Raw genomic sequence first — 20,845 nt, forward strand, 5'->3', positions numbered from 1 at the left:
CCCGCATCACGGCGCTGCTGGCGCGGCCAACAAGGTGCGTTCGTCCGCCTCACCATTGATCCTTGCGATGATGGTGCCGCGGCCGAACTGGGCCAGCGGTGCCCCCAGCGACCAGCGCATGGTCTGGCCGGGCAGGACATAACCCACCAGCCCGTTCAATGCCGTCCTGGTCGTGCCATCGACCCGGTGCTGCAGGTCGGCGACCTGGGCGTGCCCATTGCCGGTGTTGCTGATCTGGATCTGCGCATTGCCGTCGCTGCCGGCAATCACCTGCGTGCTCAAGGTCGGCGTGGATTCGGTCTTGCCCGGCGGCAGCAGGAAGATCGGCACCGAGTAGCGCAACACGAACTGCATGCCCTTGCGATCCGCATCGGCGTTGGGCAATTCGTCGACGATGATGCGGTAGCAGGCTTCCTCGCCGGTCGGCGCGGGCCCGGCGCGAATCACCCGAATCAGCTGGCGCTCGCCGGCGGCCAGCGTGCGCATCGGCGGGCTGACCAGCAGTTCCTGGGTGGGGTCGAGTTGATCCTTGCCGTCACGCTGGGTCCAGCGATAGGCGCGGGTCTGCACCTGCACCGGCGCGCTGCCGCTGTTGCTCAGCCAGAGCCCGTCGGCGGACTGCTGTGCGCTCAGCGTCAGCGAGGTCGGCGCCAGCTGCAGGCTGGCCGCATGGGCCGGCTGCAGCGGCACGCCGCTGCCAAGCGCCAGCGTCAGGCTCAATCCGGCCGTGACCAGCCAGGCCGGCATCCGGTACGACAGGCGGTGGTGCAGTGGCATGCGCGCGCTCAGTAGACGATCGTGGCGGTGATGGTGTCTTGGTAGGTACCGGTCGCGGGATTGTTGGCCGACGGGTTGGTCACGCGGCCGTAGACCGGATAGACCTGGTTGATGCCGGTGGCGGTGCGGCTCAGCGTATTGGTGCCGGTGGTGCTGCCCCATACCGTGCTGCGGCCCAGATCCTGGTACAGCTGGTAGGCGATGAAGTTGTTGGTGGTGACCAGCGCATCGGTGTTCTTCATGCGGCGGGTGGTGACGTCGTTGGCGGTGCCGGCATTGCTGCCCGCGCTCAACGCGATGTTGTACGGGGTCAGCGCGGTGCACTGCGCGGTCACGCTGCCGTTGGCGTCGGCATTGGCGGTGGAGGTGGACAACACCGAGCCGAAGTCGACGTCCGTCGCCGAGGCAGCGGTGATGGTGCAGGCCTTGGTGACGGCGATCTTGACGTTAAATGTGGTGGTATCTGCTGCAGTGGCAACGCCAATGGTCGAGAGCAGGCCAAGGGATAGCAGGACAGGGCGGACAGTACGCATGGACATTTCCTTGACCGGTCTGGTCATTGGTGACGCGACGACTCGTCGCCCTGCCTCCAATGCATCAGCTGTGCCAAAGATTACCCTGAATGGTTTGGCTATCTCGCTGTTTATCCTCAGAGTTTTCCCGAAATTGCGATGTCTCTCGGATGACCCCGTTTATTGAGTTTTTGACGCGCGCGGTAGTGCGTCACACATGAATGCGCGGTGCCGCCAGATTCCTGCTGCCCGGTCCGTCTGGGCGCTTGATCGGCTGCGGCATGAAAAACAACCGCGCGGGTCGTTCAGATTCAGCCCGAATCGGCGATAATCGCTGCCATGAGCGTCAATCTGAAAACCAAAGAAGAAATCGAACTGATGCGCGTCGCCGGCCGTCTGGCCGCCGAGGTGCTCGATGTCGTGGCGCCGTACGTGCAGGCGGGCGTGACCACGGCCGAGCTGGACCGCATCTGCCACGACCACATCGTCAACGTGCAGGGCACCATTCCTGCCAACGTCGGCTACCGCGGCTTTCCCAAGAGCGTGTGCACCTCGGTCAACAACGTGATCTGTCACGGCATCCCGAGCGCGGCCAAGGTCCTGAAGGACGGCGACATCGTCAATATCGATGTCACCGTCATCAAGGACGGCTGGCATGGCGACACCAGCCGCATGTATTACGTCGGCACGCCGTCGGTGATGGCCAAGCGGCTGGTGGAAACCACCTACGAGGCGATGTGGCGCGGCATCCGTGCGGTCAAGCCGGGCGCAACGCTGGGCGATGTCGGCCACGCGATCCAGAAATTTGCCGAAGCCGAGCGCTTCAGCGTGGTGCGCGACTACTGCGGCCATGGCATCGGCAAGGTCTACCACGACGAGCCGCAGGTGATGCATTACGGCCGCCCCGGCGAAGGCCTGGTGCTCAAGCCCGGCATGACCTTCACCATCGAACCGATGATCAACGAAGGCACCTACCACCATAAGACCTTGCCGGACGGCTGGACCGTGGTGACCAAGGACCGCAAGTTGTCCGCGCAGTGGGAACACATGGTCGCGGTGACCGAAGACGGCGTGGATGTGCTGACGCTGTCGCCGAACGCTCCCGCTCCGGTATGACGGCCACGCCGGCGGACCGACCCGACCCGGGTGTCGCCGGCGATGCCGAGTGGGCCGCGCAAGCGCGCCCGCTGCTGGTGCATGCCGACATGCGGCTGTGCAAGCGCTTCGACCAGGGCGAGCCGATCGAGCGCCTGGTGGCCTTGCGCGCCCGCGCGGTCGATCAATTGATGCGCAATGCGTGGACGCGTTGCATTCCGGCCGATGCCGGGCTGTCGCTGCATGCCGTGGGTGGCTATGGGCGCGGCGAACTGTTCCCGCGCTCGGACGTGGATGTGCTGGTACTGGGCGAGACCGGCGTGCAGCAACAGCACGAGCAGGCCCTGGCGCGGCTGTTCGCCTTGCTGTGGGATGTGGGCCTGCCGATCAGCCACGCGGTGCGCTCGCCGGCGCAGTGCACCGCCGCGGCGGCCGATCAGACGGTGCTGACCGCCTTGATCGAGTCGCGCCCGCTGGTGGCCGGCAGCCAGGCGCGCGCCGCGCTGGCGGCAGCGATCTCGCCGCAACAGGTGTGGCCGGCGCGCGAATTCTTTCAGGCCAAGCGCGAAGAGCTGCTGGCGCGGCATCAGCGCTTCGGCGATACCGCCGACAATCTGGAGCCGGACATCAAGGACGGCCCCGGCGGCCTGCGCGATCTGCAGACGCTGGGCTGGATGGCGCTGCGCGCGTTCGGGGTCAAGGATCTGGAGGCCCTGGTCGGGCTGGGCCATGTCGGTTTCGACGAGGCCGTAGCGCTGCGACGCGAGCGCGAGGAGCTGGCGCGCTTGCGCTTCGGCCTGCACCTGGTCGCCAACCGGGCGGAAGAGCGGTTGGGGTTCGATTACCAGAAGACGCTTGCCGAGCGGCTGGGCTTTGCCGACGACCCAGAAAGCCTGGGCGTGGAAAAGATGATGCAGCGCTTCTACCGCAGCGCTGCATTGATCCGCCGCATCAGCGACCGCCTGCTGCAGCGTTTCGAAGAACAGTTCGACGGCGAGGCGGTGCCGGAGCCGCTCGGGGAGGGCTTCAGTCTGCGCCGCGGCTATCTGGCTGCGGATGCAGAGGACTGGCCGGCCGGCGACGTGCTGCAGGTCTTTGCGCTGTTTGCGCAGTGGGCGGCGCATCGCGAGGTACGCGGGCTGCATTCGCTGACCGCGCGCGCGCTGGCCGAGGTGCTGCGCGATTTGCCCGCCTACGACGTCGCCGATGCGACCGCGCGCGACCGCTTCATGGCGCTGCTGCGCGGCCCGCGGGCGGTGGAGTCGCTCAACCGCATGGCGCGTTTGGGCGTGCTGGGCCAGTGGATTCCGGCGTTCGCCAGCGTGTCCGGGCGCATGCAGTTCGACCTGTTCCATGTCTACACGGTGGACCAGCACACCTTGATGGTGCTGCGGAACATTTCGCTGTTTGCCGCCGGTCGCGCCGACGAGCGTTTTTCGATCACCCATGAAGTCTGGCCGCGCCTGCGCAAGCCGGAATTGCTGCTGCTGGCCGGCCTGTTTCACGACATCGCCAAGGGCCGCGGCGGCGATCATTCCGAGCTGGGCGCGGTGGATGCGCGCGCGTTCTGCCAGGCGCACCGGCTCAGCGAAGGCGATACCGCGCTGGTGGCCTGGCTGGTCGAACAGCATCTGCGCATGTCGGTGACCGCGCAGAAGCAGGACATCTCCGACCCGGAGGTGATCCACCGTTTCGCCACCCTGGTCGGCACGCGCGAGCGCCTGGATTACCTGTACCTGCTGACCTGCGCCGATATCGCCGGCACCAGCCCCAAGCTGTGGAACGCGTGGAAGGACCGGCTGCTGGCCGACCTGTATTTCGCCGCGCGGCGCGCACTGCGCGAGGGCCTGGAGCATCCGCCGCCGCGCGAAGAGCGCCTGCGCGAAGCGCGCGAGTCCGCCCGCGCGCTGATGCAGGCGCAAGGCCACGACGATGCCACCATCGACCGCCAGTTCGCCGGCATGCCGGATGAAAACTTCCTGCGCTTCCGTCCCGAGCAACTGGCCTGGCAGGCGGTGTCGCTGATCGAGGTGCAGATCGGCCAGACCTTGGTCAAGGCGCGGCGCGCGGTACCGGACAACGACGCGCTGGAAGTGTTCGTGTATTCGCCCGATCGCGATGGTTTGTTCTCCGCGATCGTCGCCACGCTGGATCGCAAGGGGTATGGCATCCATCGCGCCCGCGTGCTGGATGCGCCGCACGATGCGATCTTCGACGTGTTCGAGGTGCTGCCGCAGGACAGTTCCGCCGATGGCGACCCGCAGCGCCTGGCCGCGGCCTTGCGCCAAGTGCTGGCCGGCGACCTGCACAAGGTGCGTCCCTCGCGGCGTGCGGTGCCGCGCCAGCTGCGCCACTTCCGCTTTGCGCCGCGCGTGGAATTCAGCGAAAGCGCCGGTGGTCGCCGCACCCGCATCAGTCTGGTCGCGCCCGATCGCCCCGGCTTGCTGGCCGATGTGGCCAATGTGCTGCGCCTGCAACACCTGCGTGTGCACGATGCGCGCATCGCCACCTTCGGCGAGCGCGCCGAAGACCAGTTCCAGATCACCGACGAGCACGACCGCCCGTTGCCCGAATCCGCCCGGCAGGCGCTGCGCGATGCGCTGTGCGCCTGCCTCGATCCCACCTGAGTAGTCCGTTCGGAGACCCCCCATGGCCACCAGCAAGAAGACCGCGCGCAAGCAGGGCGCGACCCCCACCGGCGCAGCGCCCAAACGCGCGCCGAGCAAGAGCGGCAAGGCGCCCCAGGCGCCGGCCGTCGACAAGCGCAAGGCCACCGCGGCGGCTGCTAAGCCTGTGGCCGCCAGCAAAAGCGTTACCAAGCAGGTCACCAGGAAAAGCGCCACCAAGCCGGCGACCAGTGCGGCCCCGCGCGTGGCCAAGCAGCCGACCAGCGTGGTGTCCGCCCCGGCTGCCAAGAAGGCTGCAGCTGCGAAGAAACTGCCGATCGCCGAAAAGACCGTGCGCGGCGCTGCAACGCCGGTGGGCAGTGACGAGCTCAAGTTCGGCATCGAAAGCGCCTTCGAGCGCCGCGCCAGCCTGACCGTCGACGAGATCGATGGCTCCACCCGTGCCATCGTCACCCGCGTCATCGACGGCCTGGAAAGCGGCGAGTTCCGCGTCGCCGAGCCGGACGGGCAGGGCGGCTGGAGCGTCAACGAGTGGTTGAAGAAAGCCGTACTGCTGTATTTCCGCGTCAACGAGATGGCCGTGATCGACGCGCAGCCGGCACCGTTCTGGGACAAGGTGGAGTCGCGGTTTGCCGGCTTCGGCGAAGCCGAGTTCCGCAAGGCCGGCGTGCGCGTGGTGCCGGGTGCGGTGGCGCGGCGCGGCAGCTATTTCGGCAAGGACGTGGTGCTGATGCCGAGCTTCACCAATATCGGCGCGTATGTGGGCGAAGGCACCATGGTCGATACCTGGGCCACGGTGGGGTCGTGTGCGCAGATCGGCGCGCACTGCCATCTGTCCGGCGGCGCCGGCATCGGCGGCGTGCTCGAACCGCTGCAGGCCAGCCCGACCATCATCGAGGATCATTGCTTCATCGGTGCGCGGTCGGAAGTGGTCGAAGGCGTGGTCATCGGGCACCACAGCGTAATCGGCATGGGCGTGTTCATCGGCCAGAGCACACGCATCTACAACCGCGCCACCGGCGAGATTTCCTACGGCTACGTGCCGCCTTACAGCGTGGTGGTGTCCGGCCAGCTGCCGTCGAAAGATGGCTCGCACTCGCTGTATTGCGCGGTGATCGTCAAGCAGGTGGATGCCAAGACGCGCAGCAAGACCAGCGTCAACGAGTTGCTGCGCGGCCTGGCCGATTGAGCACTGCGCAGCCTGCACGCGGCACCATGCTGTCGCGGCCGCTCAGTGGCTGGGTGCGTTGGGGCATCCCGGCCCTGTGGTTGGGATGGGTGGCGCTCTACGTGGCCGGCTCGCTGGTGCGCGATGGCGTGCCGCAGCAGCTGGAGGTCCTGCGTTGGCTGGCGCCTGCGCTGGTGGTGCTGACGACCCTGCGTCTGGCGTGGTCATCCAGCCGCTGGGCGCAGGTCCGCGATGCGGGCGATGCGCTGGAGATCGTGCAGCAAGGACGGTCGCAGCGTGTGGACCTGGCCGAGTTGCGCTCGGTCGATGCGGCATGGCTGATTCCGCCGCGGCGGATGGCGCTGAAATTCCACGGCACACGCGCCGATGTGGTGTTCCTGCCCGCACACGGGCAGGAACACGATCAACTGGTAACCACCCTGTTGGCGCGTGCAAACGCGCGCCGCGGAGTCGAAAAGGCGACGACATGACCACGCTCTATGGATTGAAGAACTGCGACACCTGCAAGAAGGCGACCAAGTGGCTGGACCGCTTCGGCGTGGCCTACAGCTTCGTCGATTACCGCGAGCACACGCCCGCGCCGGAGACATTGGTGGATTGGGCCAGCAAGGCCGGCGGATTCGAGGCCTTGATCAACAAGTCCTCGACCACCTGGCGCCAGTTGCCCGACAACAAGAAGACGCCGGGTTCGGACGCCGAATGGAAGCTGCTGCTGCGCGAATACCCGCAATTGATCCGCCGCCCGGTGGTGGTGAGCGACGATGGCGCGCTCAGCCAGGGCTTCTCCGACAACGGGTTCAAGGCACGCTTCAACATCGCTTGATGGTGCCACCGCGTCATTGGTTCGCGCAGGCCTGTGCGGGGCGGGCGCGTGGACGGCAGGCGACCTGCTGATGCCCGCGGCCCAGCTGCATCTTTTATAGGAAGGACGAGCATGACCAGCGACGTACTGCAACTGACCTGCGAGCTGATCGCACGTGCCTCGGTCACACCGGACGACGCCGGCTGCCAGGTGCTGCTTGCGCAACGCCTGGAGGCTGCCGGATTCGCTTGCGAGCATCTGCGCCTGGGCCAGGTCGACAATCTGTGGGCCACCCACGGCAGCGGTGCGCCGGTGCTGGTGCTGCTTGGCCACACCGATGTGGTGCCGCCGGGTCCGCGCGAGGCCTGGACCAGCGATCCGTTCGATCCGCAGATCCGCGATGGTGTGCTGTACGGGCGCGGCACGGCCGACATGAAGGGCAGCGTGGCCGCCTTCGCGATCGCTGCCGAACAGTTCGTCGCCGCCCATCCGCAGCATGCCGGCACGCTGGCGGTGTTGCTGACCTCCGATGAAGAAGGCGATGCCATCGACGGCGTGCGGCGCGTGGCCGAGCTGTTCCGTGCGTGTGGGCAGGCGATCGACTGGTGCATCACCGGCGAGCCGTCGTCCACCGAACGGCTGGGCGACCTGCTGCGCGTGGGCCGTCGCGGCAGTCTGTCCGGCACGCTGACGGTGAAAGGCGTGCAGGGGCATGTGGCGTATCCGCAGAAGGCGCGCAATCCGATCCATCTGGCCGCGCCGGCACTGGCCGAGCTGGTGGCGCGGCAGTGGGACGAGGGCTTCGAGAGTTTTCCGCCGACCAGCCTGCAGGTGTCGAACATCCATGCGGGCACCGGCGCCAATAACGTGATTCCAGGCGAGCTGCAGGTGGCCTTCAATCTGCGCTACACCCCGCTGTGGGATGCGCCGCGGCTGGAAGCGGAAATCACCGCATTGCTGGATCGCCACGGGCTGGACTATGCGTTGCGCTGGCATCGCAGCGGCGAGCCGTTCTACACCCCGGAAGGCCGTCTGCGCAGCGTCGCACGCGAGGTGCTGGGCCAGTTCGCCGGCGCACCGCCGGAAGAAAGCACCGGCGGCGGCACCTCCGATGCCCGCTTCATCGCGCCGCTGGGCGCGCAATGCATCGAGGTCGGCCCGGTCAACGCCAGCATCCATCAGGTCGACGAGCATGTGCGCGTGGCCGATCTGGAAGCGCTGCCGGCGTTGTATCGCACGCTGATCGAGCGGCTGCTGGTCGATTGACGGAGCAGTTGCCGCCGTCGTTGCCGCTGAAACAGTTGCGCCATCGAAAACGAACGGTTAGCGTCGGTCACATGGTCTTCCAGCTCGCCAACCTCAATAACGCCAACCGCAACAATCTGCGCGCGAACAATCGTGCGCGGCCGATGCGGGTCTGCGACTAGGCGAAGTAAAACCAAACGCCCAGGAATCAGAGAACCCGCATCGGCCGATGCGGGTTTTTTTATGGGTGTCATTCTCGTGCAGCACGCTTGCCACCGGCCGCCAACCCCGCAGTTTCATCCAGGAGTGTTTCCATGTGTTCTATCTTCGGTATTTTCGGTCTGCAACCCGGTGACGATCTGCAGGCATTGCGCCGGCAGGCGCTGGAATGTTCGCAGCGGCAACGTCACCGTGGCCCGGACTGGAGCGGCGTGTATGTCGACACCGGTGCGATCCTGGTGCACGAGCGGCTGGCCATCGTCGACCCGGCCGGCGGCTCGCAGCCCTTGTTGTCCGAAGATGGCGCGCTTGCGCTCGCGGTGAATGGCGAGATCTACAACCATCGCGAGCTCAAGCAGGAGCTGGTGCAGGCATACGCCTTCCAGACCGGCTCCGATTGCGAGGTGATCAATGCGCTGTACCGCGAGGATGCGCCGGCCTCCTACCTCAACCGCCTCAACGGCATCTTTGCATTCGCGCTATGGGACAAGGCGGCCGGGCGGGTGCTCATCGCGCGCGACCCGATCGGCGTGGTGCCGCTGTACTGGGGCCATGACCGCGAAGGCCGGCTGCGGGTGGCCTCGGAACTGAAGTCGCTGGTGGACGATTGCGCCGATGCGGCGCAGTTTCCGCCCGGCCACTGGTACGACAGCGCCACCGGTGCGCTGAGTCGCTATTACGAGCGCTCCTGGCGCGAATACGCCGAGGTGGAAGGCGTGCAGGTGCAGTTGCAGGAGTTGCGCGAGGCCTTCGAGCGCGCAGTGCACCGTCAGTTGATGACCGATGTGCCGTACGGCGTGCTGCTGTCCGGCGGGCTGGATTCGTCGCTGGTCGCGGCGGTGGCGGCACGCTATGCACGCCATCGCATCGAGGAGAACGACACCACCGAAGCCTGGTGGCCACGCCTGCATTCGTTCGCGATCGGCTTGAAAGGCTCGCCGGACCTGGCCGCGGCCGAAGTCGCCGCCGCCGCACTGGGAACCGTGCATCACGGCTTCGAGTACAGCTTCGAGGAGGGCCTGGATGCGCTGCCCGAGGTCATCCGCCACATCGAGACCTATGACGTCACCACCATTCGCGCCTCCACGCCGATGTTCCTGCTGGCACGACGCATCAAGGCGATGGGCGTGAAGATGGTGCTGTCGGGCGAAGGTAGCGACGAAATCTTCGGTGGCTACCTGTATTTCCACAAGGCACCCAACGCACGCGAATTCCACGAGGAACTGGTACGCAAACTGGATGCACTCAACAACTACGATTGCCTGCGCGCCAACAAGTCGATGATGGCCTGGGGCGTGGAGCCACGCGTGCCGTTCCTGGATCGCGAGTTCCTGGACGTGGCCATGCGCATGGACGCCAGCTTCAAGATGATCGACAAGACCAGCAGCGGCGCTGCGCGAATGGAAAAGGGCGTGTTGCGCGAAGCGTTTGCCGGCTATCTGCCCGAATCGATCCTGTGGCGGCAGAAGGAGCAGTTCAGCGATGGCGTGGGCTATGGCTGGATCGATGGACTCAAGGCGCACGCCGCCGCGCATGTCAGCGACCGCGAGCTGGCTGCCGCCTCCAAACGCTTTCCGGTCAACCCGCCGCAGACCAAGGAAGCCTATTTCTATCGCACGCTGTTCGAGCAGTTCTTTCCCAGCCAGGCGGCTGCGGAGACGGTGCCGGGAGGCAAGTCGATCGCGTGTTCGTCGCCGACCGCGATCGCCTGGGATGCCAGTTTCGCCGCGATGGCCGACCCGTCCGGCCGTGCGATTGCCGGCGTGCATGAACAGGCCTTGGCGTCGTAACGCTGCTGCATCGAAGTTGAAACTCCAGCGGCCGGCATGCGCTCACGCGCTGCCGGCCGCTGCTGCGATCACTCGTGGCGCACGCAGTATCCGTAGCGCTGCGGCTCGATATCCACGCCTGCCACGTCGGCCTGGTTGTTGCGCCACAGGTTCGGCTTGAAGTCGGCCGCCGTGCAGTTGGCAGCGCGGTCCACACCGATGGTGTAGGTGAACGGCGTATTGGAGAAGCTGTTGTTCTCGAACACGTTGTCCTGGCTCATGCTGTTGTCCCAGCACAGGATTTCCGGCGTGCGATAGCGGATGGCGCAGGCCAGGAACACGCCGGCGACCTTGTTGCCGTCGAACTGATTGTTGCTGAAGCGGTTGCGGCGCGCGTCGGACAGATAGATGCCCTGGCTGCCGTTGCGCTCGAAGCGGTTGTTGCGGATCTCGCTGTCTTCCAGATGCTCGGTGGTCAGGCCTGCAGCCACGTTGTCGTGGATGTAGTTGTTGACCATGGTGACCTTGGCGGTGCGATTGAACGACACGCCGTCCCAGATCGCGCCGGACACATCGTTGTTTTCGATGGTGATCTCGCGCGTGTCGTACTCGCTCAGCAGGCAGGCGCTGCGGCACTTGTTGACTTGCAGCCCGGCCAGCCGGATGCCCTGGCCGGAACGCACCACCACCGCGCTATTGCTCAGGTACGGACGCTCGGGCATGAATTCCTTGTCGCCGGTGCTGGCGACGATCTGCATGTCTTCGATGCTGACGTTGCGGATCACGCCGGTCGGCTGCTGGTTTTCGTAGTCGCCGACCACCAGCGCCGGTTGCTGCACGCCATCAGCCATGCGCAGCACCGTGGTCGGGCCCTTGCCGCGCAAGACGAGATTGCCGCGGTGGATCGAGACCAGGCCATTGAGCGGAAATTCGCCTTTTTCCAGGCACAACACCGCAGGCGCATCGCCTTGCGGAAGCTTGTCGATGGCTTTCTGCAGATCCTGCCCGGGGCGCACCTTGGCAGTACAGGCGGCGACCGGCGCATCCGGCGGGCCGGATTTGGCGGGCGGCGCTGCCGAGCAGGCAGTGGCAACGAGCAGGGGCAACAGGGCGGAAACGGAGCGGGCAAGCTGAGGCATGCGGATTCCGGTCAGTGGGGGGAGGAGGGCGATCGTGCGCAAATACGCTGCAGATCGCGACGGCCTCTAGTGTGTCCCACCGGACGTTAAAGTCTGGCTGATTCCGGCCTGCCTGATTCGGCGCAGGTTCATTGCACTGCCTTGGTCAGGGCCGCAACTGTGCGTGCAGTGGCCGCTTTGGCCGACCAGCGTCACAGTTGCAGCATCGCCCAAGGCCTGGGCAGGCGCCCGTTCGCCCCGCTTAAAAACTGTAGGCCAGCTGCGCGTAGATACGGCGCGGTTCGCCAGGAAAGTGCCCGGTGCGTTCGGTGAACCCGCTGGCGGCGTAGACCTTGTCGAACAGGTTCTTGACGTTGACCTGCAGTTTCCAGGCATCCCACTGCGTCTGCCAGCTGATGTCGAAGATGGCGTAAGGTTTGACGCGCTGGCCTTCCAGGCTGACCCGCTCGCCCACGTAGTCGGCACCGAAGGCAATTGCCGAATTCCAGGCCGGCAGGTCGTAGCGCGTCCACAGACCGAAGGTGTTGCGCGGTGCATTGGCGAAGCGGTCGCCGGACGCATTGGTGATGCCGTTGGTGCCGGCATCGAGCACGCGTGCATCGTTGTAGGCGTACGTCAGGTTGAGCACCCAGCGTTCGGTGAGGTCGGCCAGCAGATCCACTTCCAGGCCCTCGCTGCGCACCAGGCCGAGCGCGGAGAGCTGATTGACACCATCGACGATACTGCCGTTGGCCTGCACGATATTGCTGCGTTCGATGCGATACAGCGCGGTGTTGAGCGTCAGCCCGCCATCGTTGAGCGCGGTCTTCAGGCCCACTTCCCACTGCGTGCTGCGCTCGGGATCGAACGGCCCGCCGACGCTGCTGTCCTGATTGGCCGCGTCCTGCGGCAGGAAGCCGCTGGCATAACTCGCGTACGCGTTGATGCCATCGCGCAGCACGAAGGTGCTGCCCACACGCCAGCTGAGATCGTTGCCGGTGACGCGCGAGCCGTCCAGACGGTTGTCGTCCTTGAAGCCGTCCCAACGCAGTCCGGCCATCGCAAACCAGCGCGGCGTCAGCGTGAGTTCGTCCTGCAGATACGCTCCATAGCGCTGGCTGCGGGTGCTGGTGGCGCGCCAGGGCAGGCTGTCCAGGCCGTAGTCGTAGAAGCCGCTGCGGCCATACACCGGGTTGAACAGGTCGATGCCCGGCACCGGCCCACGCACGCGGCCGGTGTCTGCGGTGTTGGCGGTCTGCGCGCGGAAATCCGCATCCAGCCGATAGTAGTCCGCGCCCATCAGCAGCTTGTGCTCGATCGCGCCGATGCGGGTGCGGAACACCGCGTTGACGTTGCTGGAGATCGCATCGTTGTCGCGGAACTGGTTGCGCAGCTGCCGCGTCATCCATTCGGCGGTGCCGTCGCCATCGCGGTCGATCAGGCCCATCGGCTCGTGATAGATCTGATGCTCGTCGTTCTTGAACCAGCGCATCGCCATGTCCACATCCCACGCATCCGACGGCGCAAAACGATATTGCGCGAACGCCACCTTGGCGCGCATGTCGAGGAAATCGGTGGGCTCGTTGTGGTTCCAGCGACGGTCGGTGAGGAAGTTGCCGTCGTCATCCACCGGCACGCCGCGCAGGCGATTGCCGCCCAGGTTCTGGGTGATGTCGGTGTACTGCAGCGTGAGCTCGCCGGTCTGGCCGATGTCGAACGCCACCGACGCATCGCCGATCTGGCTCTGGCTATCGGTGTTGCGGCGAAAGCCATCCTCGCCATCGGCATAGGCGCCAACGCGGTAGCGAATGCGCCCGTCTTCGCGTGCCGGCCCGGTGGCCTCGAACGAGGCCGCCCCGAAGGATTGATTGCCCACCTGCAGCTCCACCCGACGCGCGGCCTGATGGCCGGGCTTGCGGGTGACGTAATTGATGACGCCACCGGGTTCGCCGCCGCCGTACAACGCACCGGCCGGGCCCTTGAGCACTTCCACGCGTTCGATATTGAACAGCTGCGGCACCGAGAAGCCGGCATACGGATCGCCACGCAATCCGTCGTAGAGCACGTTTTCCTGGCGGAATCCGCGCAGGGTGACGCCGGCATAGCTGAAGAAACTGATGCCGCTGATGCTGCGATACAGATCGGTGATCTGGCGCGCGGCCTGGTCGTCGATCAGTTCGCGCGGCAGCACCTGCACCGACTGCGGCACCAGCGACAACGGCGTATCGGTGCGTGTGGCCACCGCGGCATCGTCGGATTTGTACAACGTCTGCGCACGGCCGACGACGTCGACGCCATCGAGGTCGGTGACGGCTGCCGAGGTGCTGGTGTGTTGTTGGGCGAAGGCGCGGGGCGAGGGTAACGCCAAGACAGCGGCGAGCGCGGTGACAAGGAGCGTGGGGCGCATTGGTCACTAATGGGAATGGTTATCAAATGCATCTTAGCATGTTGTGCTCGCTTGATTGGGCAGATCGGTGGGCGGGCGTGGTTGCGGATACTTGGGTATCCAGATGTGCAAGGTGCGGGGTGCGATCTGCAGAACGCAGACACCGATTTTGCGTTCGTCCAGCCCCCCAACGACGGTCGAAACCTGTGCCGACACTCGAGACAGCAATGACCACGCCTACTTCGGCTGCAATTGCAACGTATAGCGGGTCGCGGTCGGCAGGAATGGGGTTGGCCGGCCGTGTACCCAATCGTCGTGGCCTGCGCCCCAGAACGGCGACAAGGGGTGTCCGCTCTGGCCGCCCGGCATGTGCACGATGCCGTCCTGTTCGTGGCCGGGCGACACCACCATGCGTTCGGAGGCGCCGAAGGCCGGGCCTTGCACGCGCGGCATGTCGCGATCGCCTGGCAGTTGGTCGGGTGGCATGCACAGCCAGCGCTTGGCAAGCGCAGGCAATGCCCGCGCGATCGGGTGACAGATGGCGGCGGTGTTGCGTTCGCCCCAGGTGCGTTCGCTCAAGGCGCCGTCCTGCGCAGCGAGATCGGTCTGCGCCTTGCGTGCAGCCTCGGCAAGCAGCTGATCCCAGTTTGCATAGGCGGGCGGCAGCAGATGCGCCGGGCGCTGCTGCAGCAACGGCCAGACGATGCCTTCCAGCTGCGCGCGACGCGGCGGCAGGAAGTCCTTGCCAAGCGCGGCTTTTGCCGGCGCCAGCAGGCCGGCTTCCACTGCGTCGATGGTCATGCCGCGAAAGCCGCGCACGATGCGATAGCTGGCCGAGCGGGTGGATGCGTGCCCGTCCCACTGCCGGGTGGCGGCTTCGATCTGCTGCAAGGCCGGGTCCTTGCTGTGCTCGACCACGCTGCGCAACAACTGCCACCACCGCGTGAGCAGCACGGCGCGATCGTCGAGCTGGATGGCGAGCAGGTCCAGCTCGTTGAAGCGCTGCCTGGCGAACAAGTCGTCGCGGATCTGCTGCGCACGCGCGCCCAGGTCGTAGCCGGCATTGCCGAGCGTGGCCAACTGCTGCGCATCGACGACGCGGCTGTTGGCGGTCCACAGCCGGTGCGAGGGAGGATCGATCAGGGCGGGGGCAGCGTCGCTGCGCACCGGCCAGGGCAGGCAGCCGCCCTGCGCCGATGCCGCCGTTGCCGCAACCGAAGGCGATGCCGCGTCCGCACCCTGCGCCGAGCTTGCCAGTTCGGCGATGCCGCTCGGGCCACAGCCGGCATTGCGTACCGGGCGCGCACCGATCAAGCGCCAGGCGATGCGCCCGCTGCGATCGGCCAGCAACAGATTCTGTGCCGGAATGCCCGAGCGATCGGCCACTGCAAAGGCGGCCTGCATGTCGGCCGCCGTACTCATCTGCGCAAAGTCCAGCCGGATCGCGCCGGGCAGCTGCGCGGCCCAGCGCAGCGCGAGCAGGCTGCCATCGGCGTTGTCGTGCAGGACCGGGCCCCACGCGCTCTCGCGCACCGCAAAGCGCACCGGCGCGGCGCCGGCCACGCGAATGGTCTCGACATGGGTGGTGAGCGCTTGCGGATGACCCGGCGTGGACGGCGCAATCCGCGCAAAGTCGGCGGTGTCGATGTAGCTGTTGGTAAAGGCCCAGGCCACATGCCCGTTGCTGCCGACCACCACCGCCGGCAAGCCGGGCAGGGTGAAACCGGTGACGTCCACCTTGCCGTCGGGCGCACTGGTGTCCGGGTAACGCAGGCGTGCGCGGAACCAGATGTTGGGCGCGCGCAGGCCCAGGTGCATGTCGTCAGCGACGATGGCGCGGCCGTCGCTGGTGAGGCTGCCGTCCACGGCGAAGTTGTTGCTGCCCGGCGTCGGCGACTCGGCGCCTGCGGTGGCGGCTGCATGCGGCAGGCGGCGCAGATCCAGGGCGGCGGCGTCGGGCAGCACGGCATCGCCTTGCGCGGGGCCGAACAGCGGCGCATCCCAGCTGGAGCCTTGATGGTCGAGCAATGCTGCCAGCGCCGCCGGCACCACCGCACGGATGCGGGCGGCAGCCAGTTCGGTCTGGTTGTCGTTGTCCTGCAGGTCGGCATACATCGCCATGCCGGTGAGGATGGAGTCGTCCAGCGTCCACGCGCGCGGTGTCTGCCGCAGCAACAGGTACGGCCAAGGGCGCACGCGCAGTGCAGCCAGCCCGGCATTGACGCCCTCGGTATAGGCCAGCAGCGCGGCGCGCTGGCTGCCGGCGGCGACATCCAGGCTGGCATGCACGCGGGCGCGCAGCCGGTGCACGCGATTGCGTTTGTCCAGGTCCAGCGCCGCGACGCCGAACAGCTCGGACAACTCGCCGGCCGGCGCGCGGCGCATCAGGTCCATCTCGAAGTAGCGCTCCTGCGCGTGCACATAGCCGAGTGCGCGCATGGCATCGACCTGGCTGGCCGCATCGATGGTGACCACGCCACGCCGGTCGCGTTGCACGCTGACCGGTGCCGCCAGTCCCTGCAGTGCGCTGTTGCCATCCAGCTGCGGCAGGCTGCCACGCATCAGCAGATACACGGCCAGCACGGCCGCCACGATCAACACCACGATTGCCAGCAGCAGCCGGCCCAGCCATTTGCGCATTGTCGAGTCCTTGAGTTCGGTCACAGTGTGGCGGCCGCTCATGACCATGGCGGGTCTGGCCGCAAGCGCAACTGAAAGTGATTCCGATTAGATCATTGCGCTGCGGCTTAGGGCACCATGCGCGCATTGCGTCGCTGGAGCACATCATGAAAGGCCATCCCGAAGTCGTCGACTACCTCAAGCAGCTGCTGCGCGGCGAACTGGCGGCACGCGACCAGTATTTTCTGCACTCGCGCCGTTACGAGGACCAGGGCCTGATGGCGCTGTACGAGCGCATCAACCACGAAATGGAAGAGGAGACCGAGCACGCCGATGCGCTGCTGCGGCGCATCCTGTTCCTGGAAGGCGACCCGGACATGCGGCCGGCCGAGTTTGCGCCAGGCAAGACCGTGGTGGAGATGCTCGAGCGCGATCTGGTGGTGGAATACGAAGTGCGCGCGAATCTCGCCGCTGGCATGAAGCTGTGCGAAGAGCACGGCGATTACGTCAGCCGCGACATCCTGCTCAAGCAGCTGCAGGACACCGAAGAAGACCACGCCTGGTGGCTGGAGCAGCAGCTTGGCCTGATCAAGCGGATCGGCCTGGAGCTGTATCAGACCTCGAAGATCGACAAGGGCCACGTCGCCGGCTGAGCCCGGTGACTGGGCACTGCGCAGGCGCCGAGCAGGCGCAGTGCAGGGTTGCAATCGGCAGGTGCCGCCCGGTGCGTTGCCGTTGCCTTGCTGCGTGGTCTGCGTCAGCTGCCGGCGGTCTGCGGCGCTGTTGCTCGGCGGCTTGCGCTGTTGTGCGAGCCATCGCGTGGCGCAACGCCGCGCGGTCCTGATCGGCGCGCGCTGCGCTGCCTGTGCAACATCTGCGGCGCCCGACTGGGGCGTCGGCAGCGCTCGCCGATGACAAAGTTCGCCCGTGACCTTCAGTTGCGTTGCAGACGATAGACGCCGGTCGACAGGGCGGTGACGCCATCGGCACGGAAGCGCGGCTCCTGATCGAGGATGTCGCGGCGTTCCAGTGGCTGCACCCGCCATTGCGTGTCGAACAGTGCGTGCACCGCGTCAGCGTCCACCGAAAACGGCGGCCCGGCCTTTTCGGCCTGCGGGTATTCCAGGGTGATCAACAGCCCGCGGCATCCCGCAGGCAGGCGCGCGTACGTGGTGTGCAGATACTGCTGGCGCAAGCCGGCCGGCAGGGCGATCAATGCGGCGCGGTCGTAGACGGCGCTGCAATCGGCCAGCACGCTTGGCTCCAGTGCAAACGCGTCGCCGCAGATGATTTCGATCGGGCCGGCGATAAAGTGCTCGCCCGCGCGGCTGCTGTGGCGCTGCGGTTGCAGGCCGGCATCAGCGAAGAATTGCGTCACCGCCAGCGGCGATATCTCCACGCCCAGCACGCGATGGCCTTGTGCGGCCAACCAGTGCAGGTCCAGCGTCTTGCCGCATAACGGCACCAGCACGCGGGCAGCCTGCGGCAGCTGCAACGCCGGCCAGTGCTTTTGCAGCAACGGCATCACCTGGTCCTGATGGAAGCCGGTCTGACCGTTCTGCCAACGCTGCAGCCAGAAATCTGTGTCCATGATGTTGTCTTGTTGGTTTGCGTTGACGAGTGCCGTGATGCAGCCAATGGCACTGACACTGCAGATCGAAAGGAGGCGATCACACCGCACCGCCGCGCGACATGCACTGCGCACAACCACGCACGCCGCGCTCACAACCACCCATACCGACCATCTCGACCGGTCCTTGTCCGCCCACCGTCGCGGGACCTTACGCGGCATGGATGCCGCGTAAGAGCCTACAGGGATGTACTTGCCGCGTGTCCTGCGATGGTGGGCGGACAAGGGCCCTGCAGCAAGGCCGCAGTCTCTCGCTCTACAGCCGACGCATCCGCACCGTTCGATTACCTCTCAAGGCAATGCAGAGCTTGAGCCTCAGCGTGACCTCGCCGTTGCAAGCCAACCTGGCCGAGGGCACGATGCCGTAACGCCGGCAGCGTCCAGCTGGCGGTAGTTTTGTGGGTCGCTCAAGACCGCACGGCCAGCGCGCCATCGCGCGGCGCGTCAGCGAATCACCGTTACTGCACTCCAGCCCGTCGACCTTCTGCCGCGCCTCAGTAAATCGAGGCAGCGGCAGCGTCGAACGCGCCGCTGCGCGCCACGTCGGTGAACAGCCGTTACTGCACTTCCAGCCCGTCCACCTTTTGCCACCCTCGCGGCAGCAATGCGCCGCGACTCGCACGCGCGCCCACATAGCTATCCAGATCCTTGAACGACAGACTCATGGTGCGTGCGCCGCTGCGCACCAGCAGCGTGTTGCCCGGAGCCACCGCCACCACCGCGACCACGCGCTCGGTGCCGAGCTTGGCCTTGGGGATGTCGATGATCTTGTTGCCTTTGCCCTTGTCCAGCTCGGGCACATCGCTGGCGGTCACCGCCAGCAGATTGCCGGCACTGGTGACAGCGACGATGCGGTCGCTCTGCGGATTGGTCACCTGCGCAGGCGTCAGCACATGCGCGCCGGTGGTCAGGTTGAGCATCGCCTTGCCGGCCTTGTTGCGGCCGGTGAGGTTTTCGAAGCGGGTGACGAAGCCATAGCCGTGCGATGACGCCAGCACGAAGCGGGTGGCGTTGTCGGCGCTGGCCATGACCTGGAACGCCGCGCCCGAGGCCGGCGAGAAACGTCCGGTCAACGGTTCGCCGTTGCCGCGTGCCGAGGGCAGGGTATGCACGGCGGTCGAATAGGCGCGGCCTTCCGAATCCAGGAACGCCACCTGATGGGTGCTGCGGCTGCGCACCGCCGCCAGCAGGCTGTCGCCTTCGCGGTAGGACATGCCGGCCGGGTCGACCTCGTGGCCCTTGGCCGCGCGTACCCAGCCCTTTTCCGACAGCACCACGGTCATCGGTTCGCTGGCGACCATCTCGGTTTCGTCGATCGCCTGCGCGGCGCCACGCTGCACCAGCGGCGAGCGACGTGCGTCGCCAAACTTCTTGGCGTCGGCGGTCAGCTCGTCCTTGATCAACTTCTTCAGCTTGGTCTTGCTTTCCAGGATGGCCAGGATCTGCGCGCGTTCCTTGGCCAGCGCTTCCTGCTCGCCGCGGATCTTCATTTCTTCCAGGCGCGCCAGCTGGCGCAGCTTGGTTTCCAGGATGTATTCGGCCTGTTCCTCGCTGAGCGCGAAGCGCGCGATCAACACCGGCTTGGGTTCGTCCTCGCTGCGGACGATGCGGATCACTTCGTCCAGGTTGAGGAAGGCGATCAACAACCCTTCCAACAGGTGCAGGCGGCGCTCGACCTTCTGCAGGCGATGGTTGAGGCGGCGGGTGACGGTGTCGCTGCGGAAGCTCAGCCACTCGCTCAGCAAATGCCTGAGGTTCTTGACCTGCGGGCGACCATCCAGGCCGATCACGTTGAGATTGACGCGGTAGCTGCGCTCAAGGTCGGTAGTGACGAACAGGTGCCCCATCAGCTGCTCGGCATCGACACGGTTGGAGCGCGGCACCAGCACCACCCGCACCGGGCTGGTGTGGTCGGACTCGTCGCGGATGTCTTCCAGCCATGGCAGCTTCTTGGCGCGCATCTGCTGGGCGATCTGTTCGATCACCTTGGACGGCGAGACCTGGTACGGCAACGCATCGATGACGATGTTGGCGTGTTCTTTCTTGTAGGTGGCGCGTGCGCGCACGCTGCCGTGGCCGGTCTCGTAGATTGCGCGCAGATCGGCCACCGGGGTGATGATCTCGGCGGTGGTCGGGTAGTCCGGGCCGAGCACGTGTTCGCACAGCTCGGCGACCGTGGCATCGGGGTTGTCGAGCAGGCGCAGCAGCGCGCTGACGATCTCGTTGAGGTTATGCGGCGGCACGTCGGTGGCCATGCCCACCGCGATGCCGGTGGTGCCGTTGAGCAGCAGGTGCGGCAGGCGCGCCGGCAGCCAGGTCGGCTCTTCCAGGGTGCCGTCGAAGTTGGGCGCCCAATCGGTGGTGCCCTGGCCGATTTCGCCTAGCAGTACTTCGGCGATCGGGGTCAGCTTGGATTCGGTGTAGCGCATCGCCGCGAACGACTTGGGGTCGTCGGTGGAGCCGAAGTTGCCCTGGCCCTCGATCAGCGGGTAGCGATAGGAGAACGGCTGCGCCATCAGCACCAGCGCTTCGTAGCAGGCGCTGTCGCCGTGCGGATGGTACTTACCGATCACATCACCCACGGTGCGCGCGGATTTCTTCGGCTTGGCAGCGGCATTCAGGCCCAGCTCGCTCATCGCGAAGATGATGCGCCGCTGCACCGGCTTCAGGCCGTCACCCAGGAACGGCAGGGCGCGGTCGAGCACCACGTACATCGAATAGTCGAGATAGGCGCGTTCGGCGTACTCGCGCAGCGGCAGCTGCTCGAAGCCGTGGAAGGTGGGGCGGGTCAGATCGGTCATGTAAAGCCAGGTCCTACGAAAGAGGAGCCCGCGCCGTGGCGCGAGCTCGAAGAGCG

15 protein-coding genes are annotated in these 20,845 nt (G+C 66.3%); 8 read left to right on the forward strand and 7 right to left on the reverse strand.

The window, feature by feature from the left end:
- Positions 1 to 6 precede the first annotated feature (6 nt).
- Together AC1KVE_RS09965 and AC1KVE_RS09970 are read right to left on the reverse strand one after the other, a co-directional pair.
- Positions 7 to 777 carry a fimbrial biogenesis chaperone gene (locus AC1KVE_RS09965; protein ID WP_126965532.1) on the reverse strand — a complete coding sequence of 257 codons (771 nt, stop codon included), beginning with the start codon at positions 775 to 777 and terminating at the stop codon, positions 7 to 9.
- Between the two features lie 8 nt (positions 778 to 785).
- Positions 786 to 1,310 (reverse strand): Csu type fimbrial protein, encoded by a 525-nt coding sequence (locus AC1KVE_RS09970; RefSeq protein WP_039530071.1) that lies wholly within the window; start codon positions 1,308 to 1,310, stop codon positions 786 to 788.
- A 318-nt stretch (positions 1,311 to 1,628) separates the two neighbouring features.
- Here AC1KVE_RS09970 and map point away from each other — a divergent pair, with 318 nt between their 5' ends.
- The 7 genes from map to asnB all read left to right on the forward strand — a co-directional run bounded on the left by map (position 1,629) and on the right by asnB (position 10,256).
- Complete coding sequence (gene map, locus AC1KVE_RS09975) at positions 1,629 to 2,405, forward strand: type I methionyl aminopeptidase (RefSeq protein WP_039520326.1); 777 nt, start codon at positions 1,629 to 1,631, stop codon at positions 2,403 to 2,405.
- A complete protein-coding gene (locus tag AC1KVE_RS09980; RefSeq protein ID WP_102252322.1) occupies positions 2,402 to 5,011 on the forward strand; it encodes a [protein-PII] uridylyltransferase in 2,610 nt (869 codons plus the stop codon). The genes map and AC1KVE_RS09980 overlap by 4 nt, the downstream gene beginning before the upstream one ends.
- A 22-nt stretch (positions 5,012 to 5,033) precedes the next feature.
- Positions 5,034 to 6,200, forward strand: a complete 1,167-nt coding sequence (gene dapD / locus AC1KVE_RS09985) for a 2,3,4,5-tetrahydropyridine-2,6-dicarboxylate N-succinyltransferase (RefSeq protein ID WP_104568722.1) — start codon at positions 5,034 to 5,036, stop codon at positions 6,198 to 6,200.
- Positions 6,197 to 6,670, forward strand: coding sequence for a hypothetical protein (locus tag AC1KVE_RS09990; protein WP_481092373.1), 474 nt, complete (start codon positions 6,197 to 6,199; stop codon positions 6,668 to 6,670). The genes dapD and AC1KVE_RS09990 overlap by 4 nt, the downstream gene beginning before the upstream one ends.
- A complete protein-coding gene (locus AC1KVE_RS09995; protein WP_184455470.1) occupies positions 6,667 to 7,023 on the forward strand; it encodes an arsenate reductase in 357 nt (118 codons plus the stop codon). Before AC1KVE_RS09990 ends, AC1KVE_RS09995 begins: the two co-directional genes overlap by 4 nt.
- A 111-nt stretch (positions 7,024 to 7,134) precedes the next feature.
- The gene (gene dapE / locus AC1KVE_RS10000) at positions 7,135 to 8,268 is read left to right on the forward strand and encodes a succinyl-diaminopimelate desuccinylase (protein WP_481092374.1); all 1,134 of its coding nucleotides are present in this window, start codon (positions 7,135 to 7,137) and stop codon (positions 8,266 to 8,268) included.
- Positions 8,269 to 8,561: 293 nt separating this feature from the next.
- Entirely contained in the window at positions 8,562 to 10,256 is a 1,695-nt protein-coding gene (gene asnB, locus AC1KVE_RS10005) for an asparagine synthase B (RefSeq protein ID WP_184614162.1), read from the forward strand.
- Between the two features lie 68 nt (positions 10,257 to 10,324).
- On the opposite strand, the gene hpaM is transcribed toward asnB, so the two are convergent.
- The 3 genes from hpaM to AC1KVE_RS10020 form a co-directional block, all read right to left on the reverse strand.
- The gene (hpaM, locus tag AC1KVE_RS10010) at positions 10,325 to 11,374 is read right to left on the reverse strand and encodes a type III secretion-associated outer membrane-bound protein HpaM (protein ID WP_481092375.1); all 1,050 of its coding nucleotides are present in this window, start codon (positions 11,372 to 11,374) and stop codon (positions 10,325 to 10,327) included.
- 241 nt (positions 11,375 to 11,615) lie between these two features.
- Complete coding sequence (locus AC1KVE_RS10015; protein ID WP_184231085.1) at positions 11,616 to 13,760, reverse strand: TonB-dependent siderophore receptor; 2,145 nt, start codon at positions 13,758 to 13,760, stop codon at positions 11,616 to 11,618.
- A 216-nt stretch (positions 13,761 to 13,976) separates the two neighbouring features.
- On the reverse strand, positions 13,977 to 16,379 hold the full coding sequence (locus AC1KVE_RS10020; RefSeq protein ID WP_481092376.1) for a penicillin acylase family protein: 2,403 nt from the start codon (positions 16,377 to 16,379) through the stop codon (positions 13,977 to 13,979).
- Positions 16,380 to 16,525: 146 nt separating this feature from the next.
- On the opposite strand from AC1KVE_RS10020, the gene bfr reads away from it, so the two are divergent.
- Positions 16,526 to 17,011 carry a bacterioferritin gene (gene bfr / locus AC1KVE_RS10025; RefSeq protein WP_039511630.1) on the forward strand — a complete coding sequence of 162 codons (486 nt, stop codon included), beginning with the start codon at positions 16,526 to 16,528 and terminating at the stop codon, positions 17,009 to 17,011.
- A 281-nt stretch (positions 17,012 to 17,292) separates the two neighbouring features.
- Here bfr and AC1KVE_RS10030 read toward each other — a convergent pair whose 3' ends face one another.
- Entirely contained in the window at positions 17,293 to 17,949 is a 657-nt protein-coding gene (locus tag AC1KVE_RS10030; protein WP_154831722.1) for a thiopurine S-methyltransferase, read from the reverse strand.
- Positions 17,950 to 18,545: 596 nt separating this feature from the next.
- Positions 18,546 to 20,789 (reverse strand): DNA topoisomerase IV subunit A, encoded by a 2,244-nt coding sequence (gene parC / locus AC1KVE_RS10035; RefSeq protein ID WP_481092377.1) that lies wholly within the window; start codon positions 20,787 to 20,789, stop codon positions 18,546 to 18,548.
- Positions 20,790 to 20,845: the final 56 nt, after the last annotated feature.

Source organism: Xanthomonas sp. NCPPB 2864 (assembly GCF_056675615.1).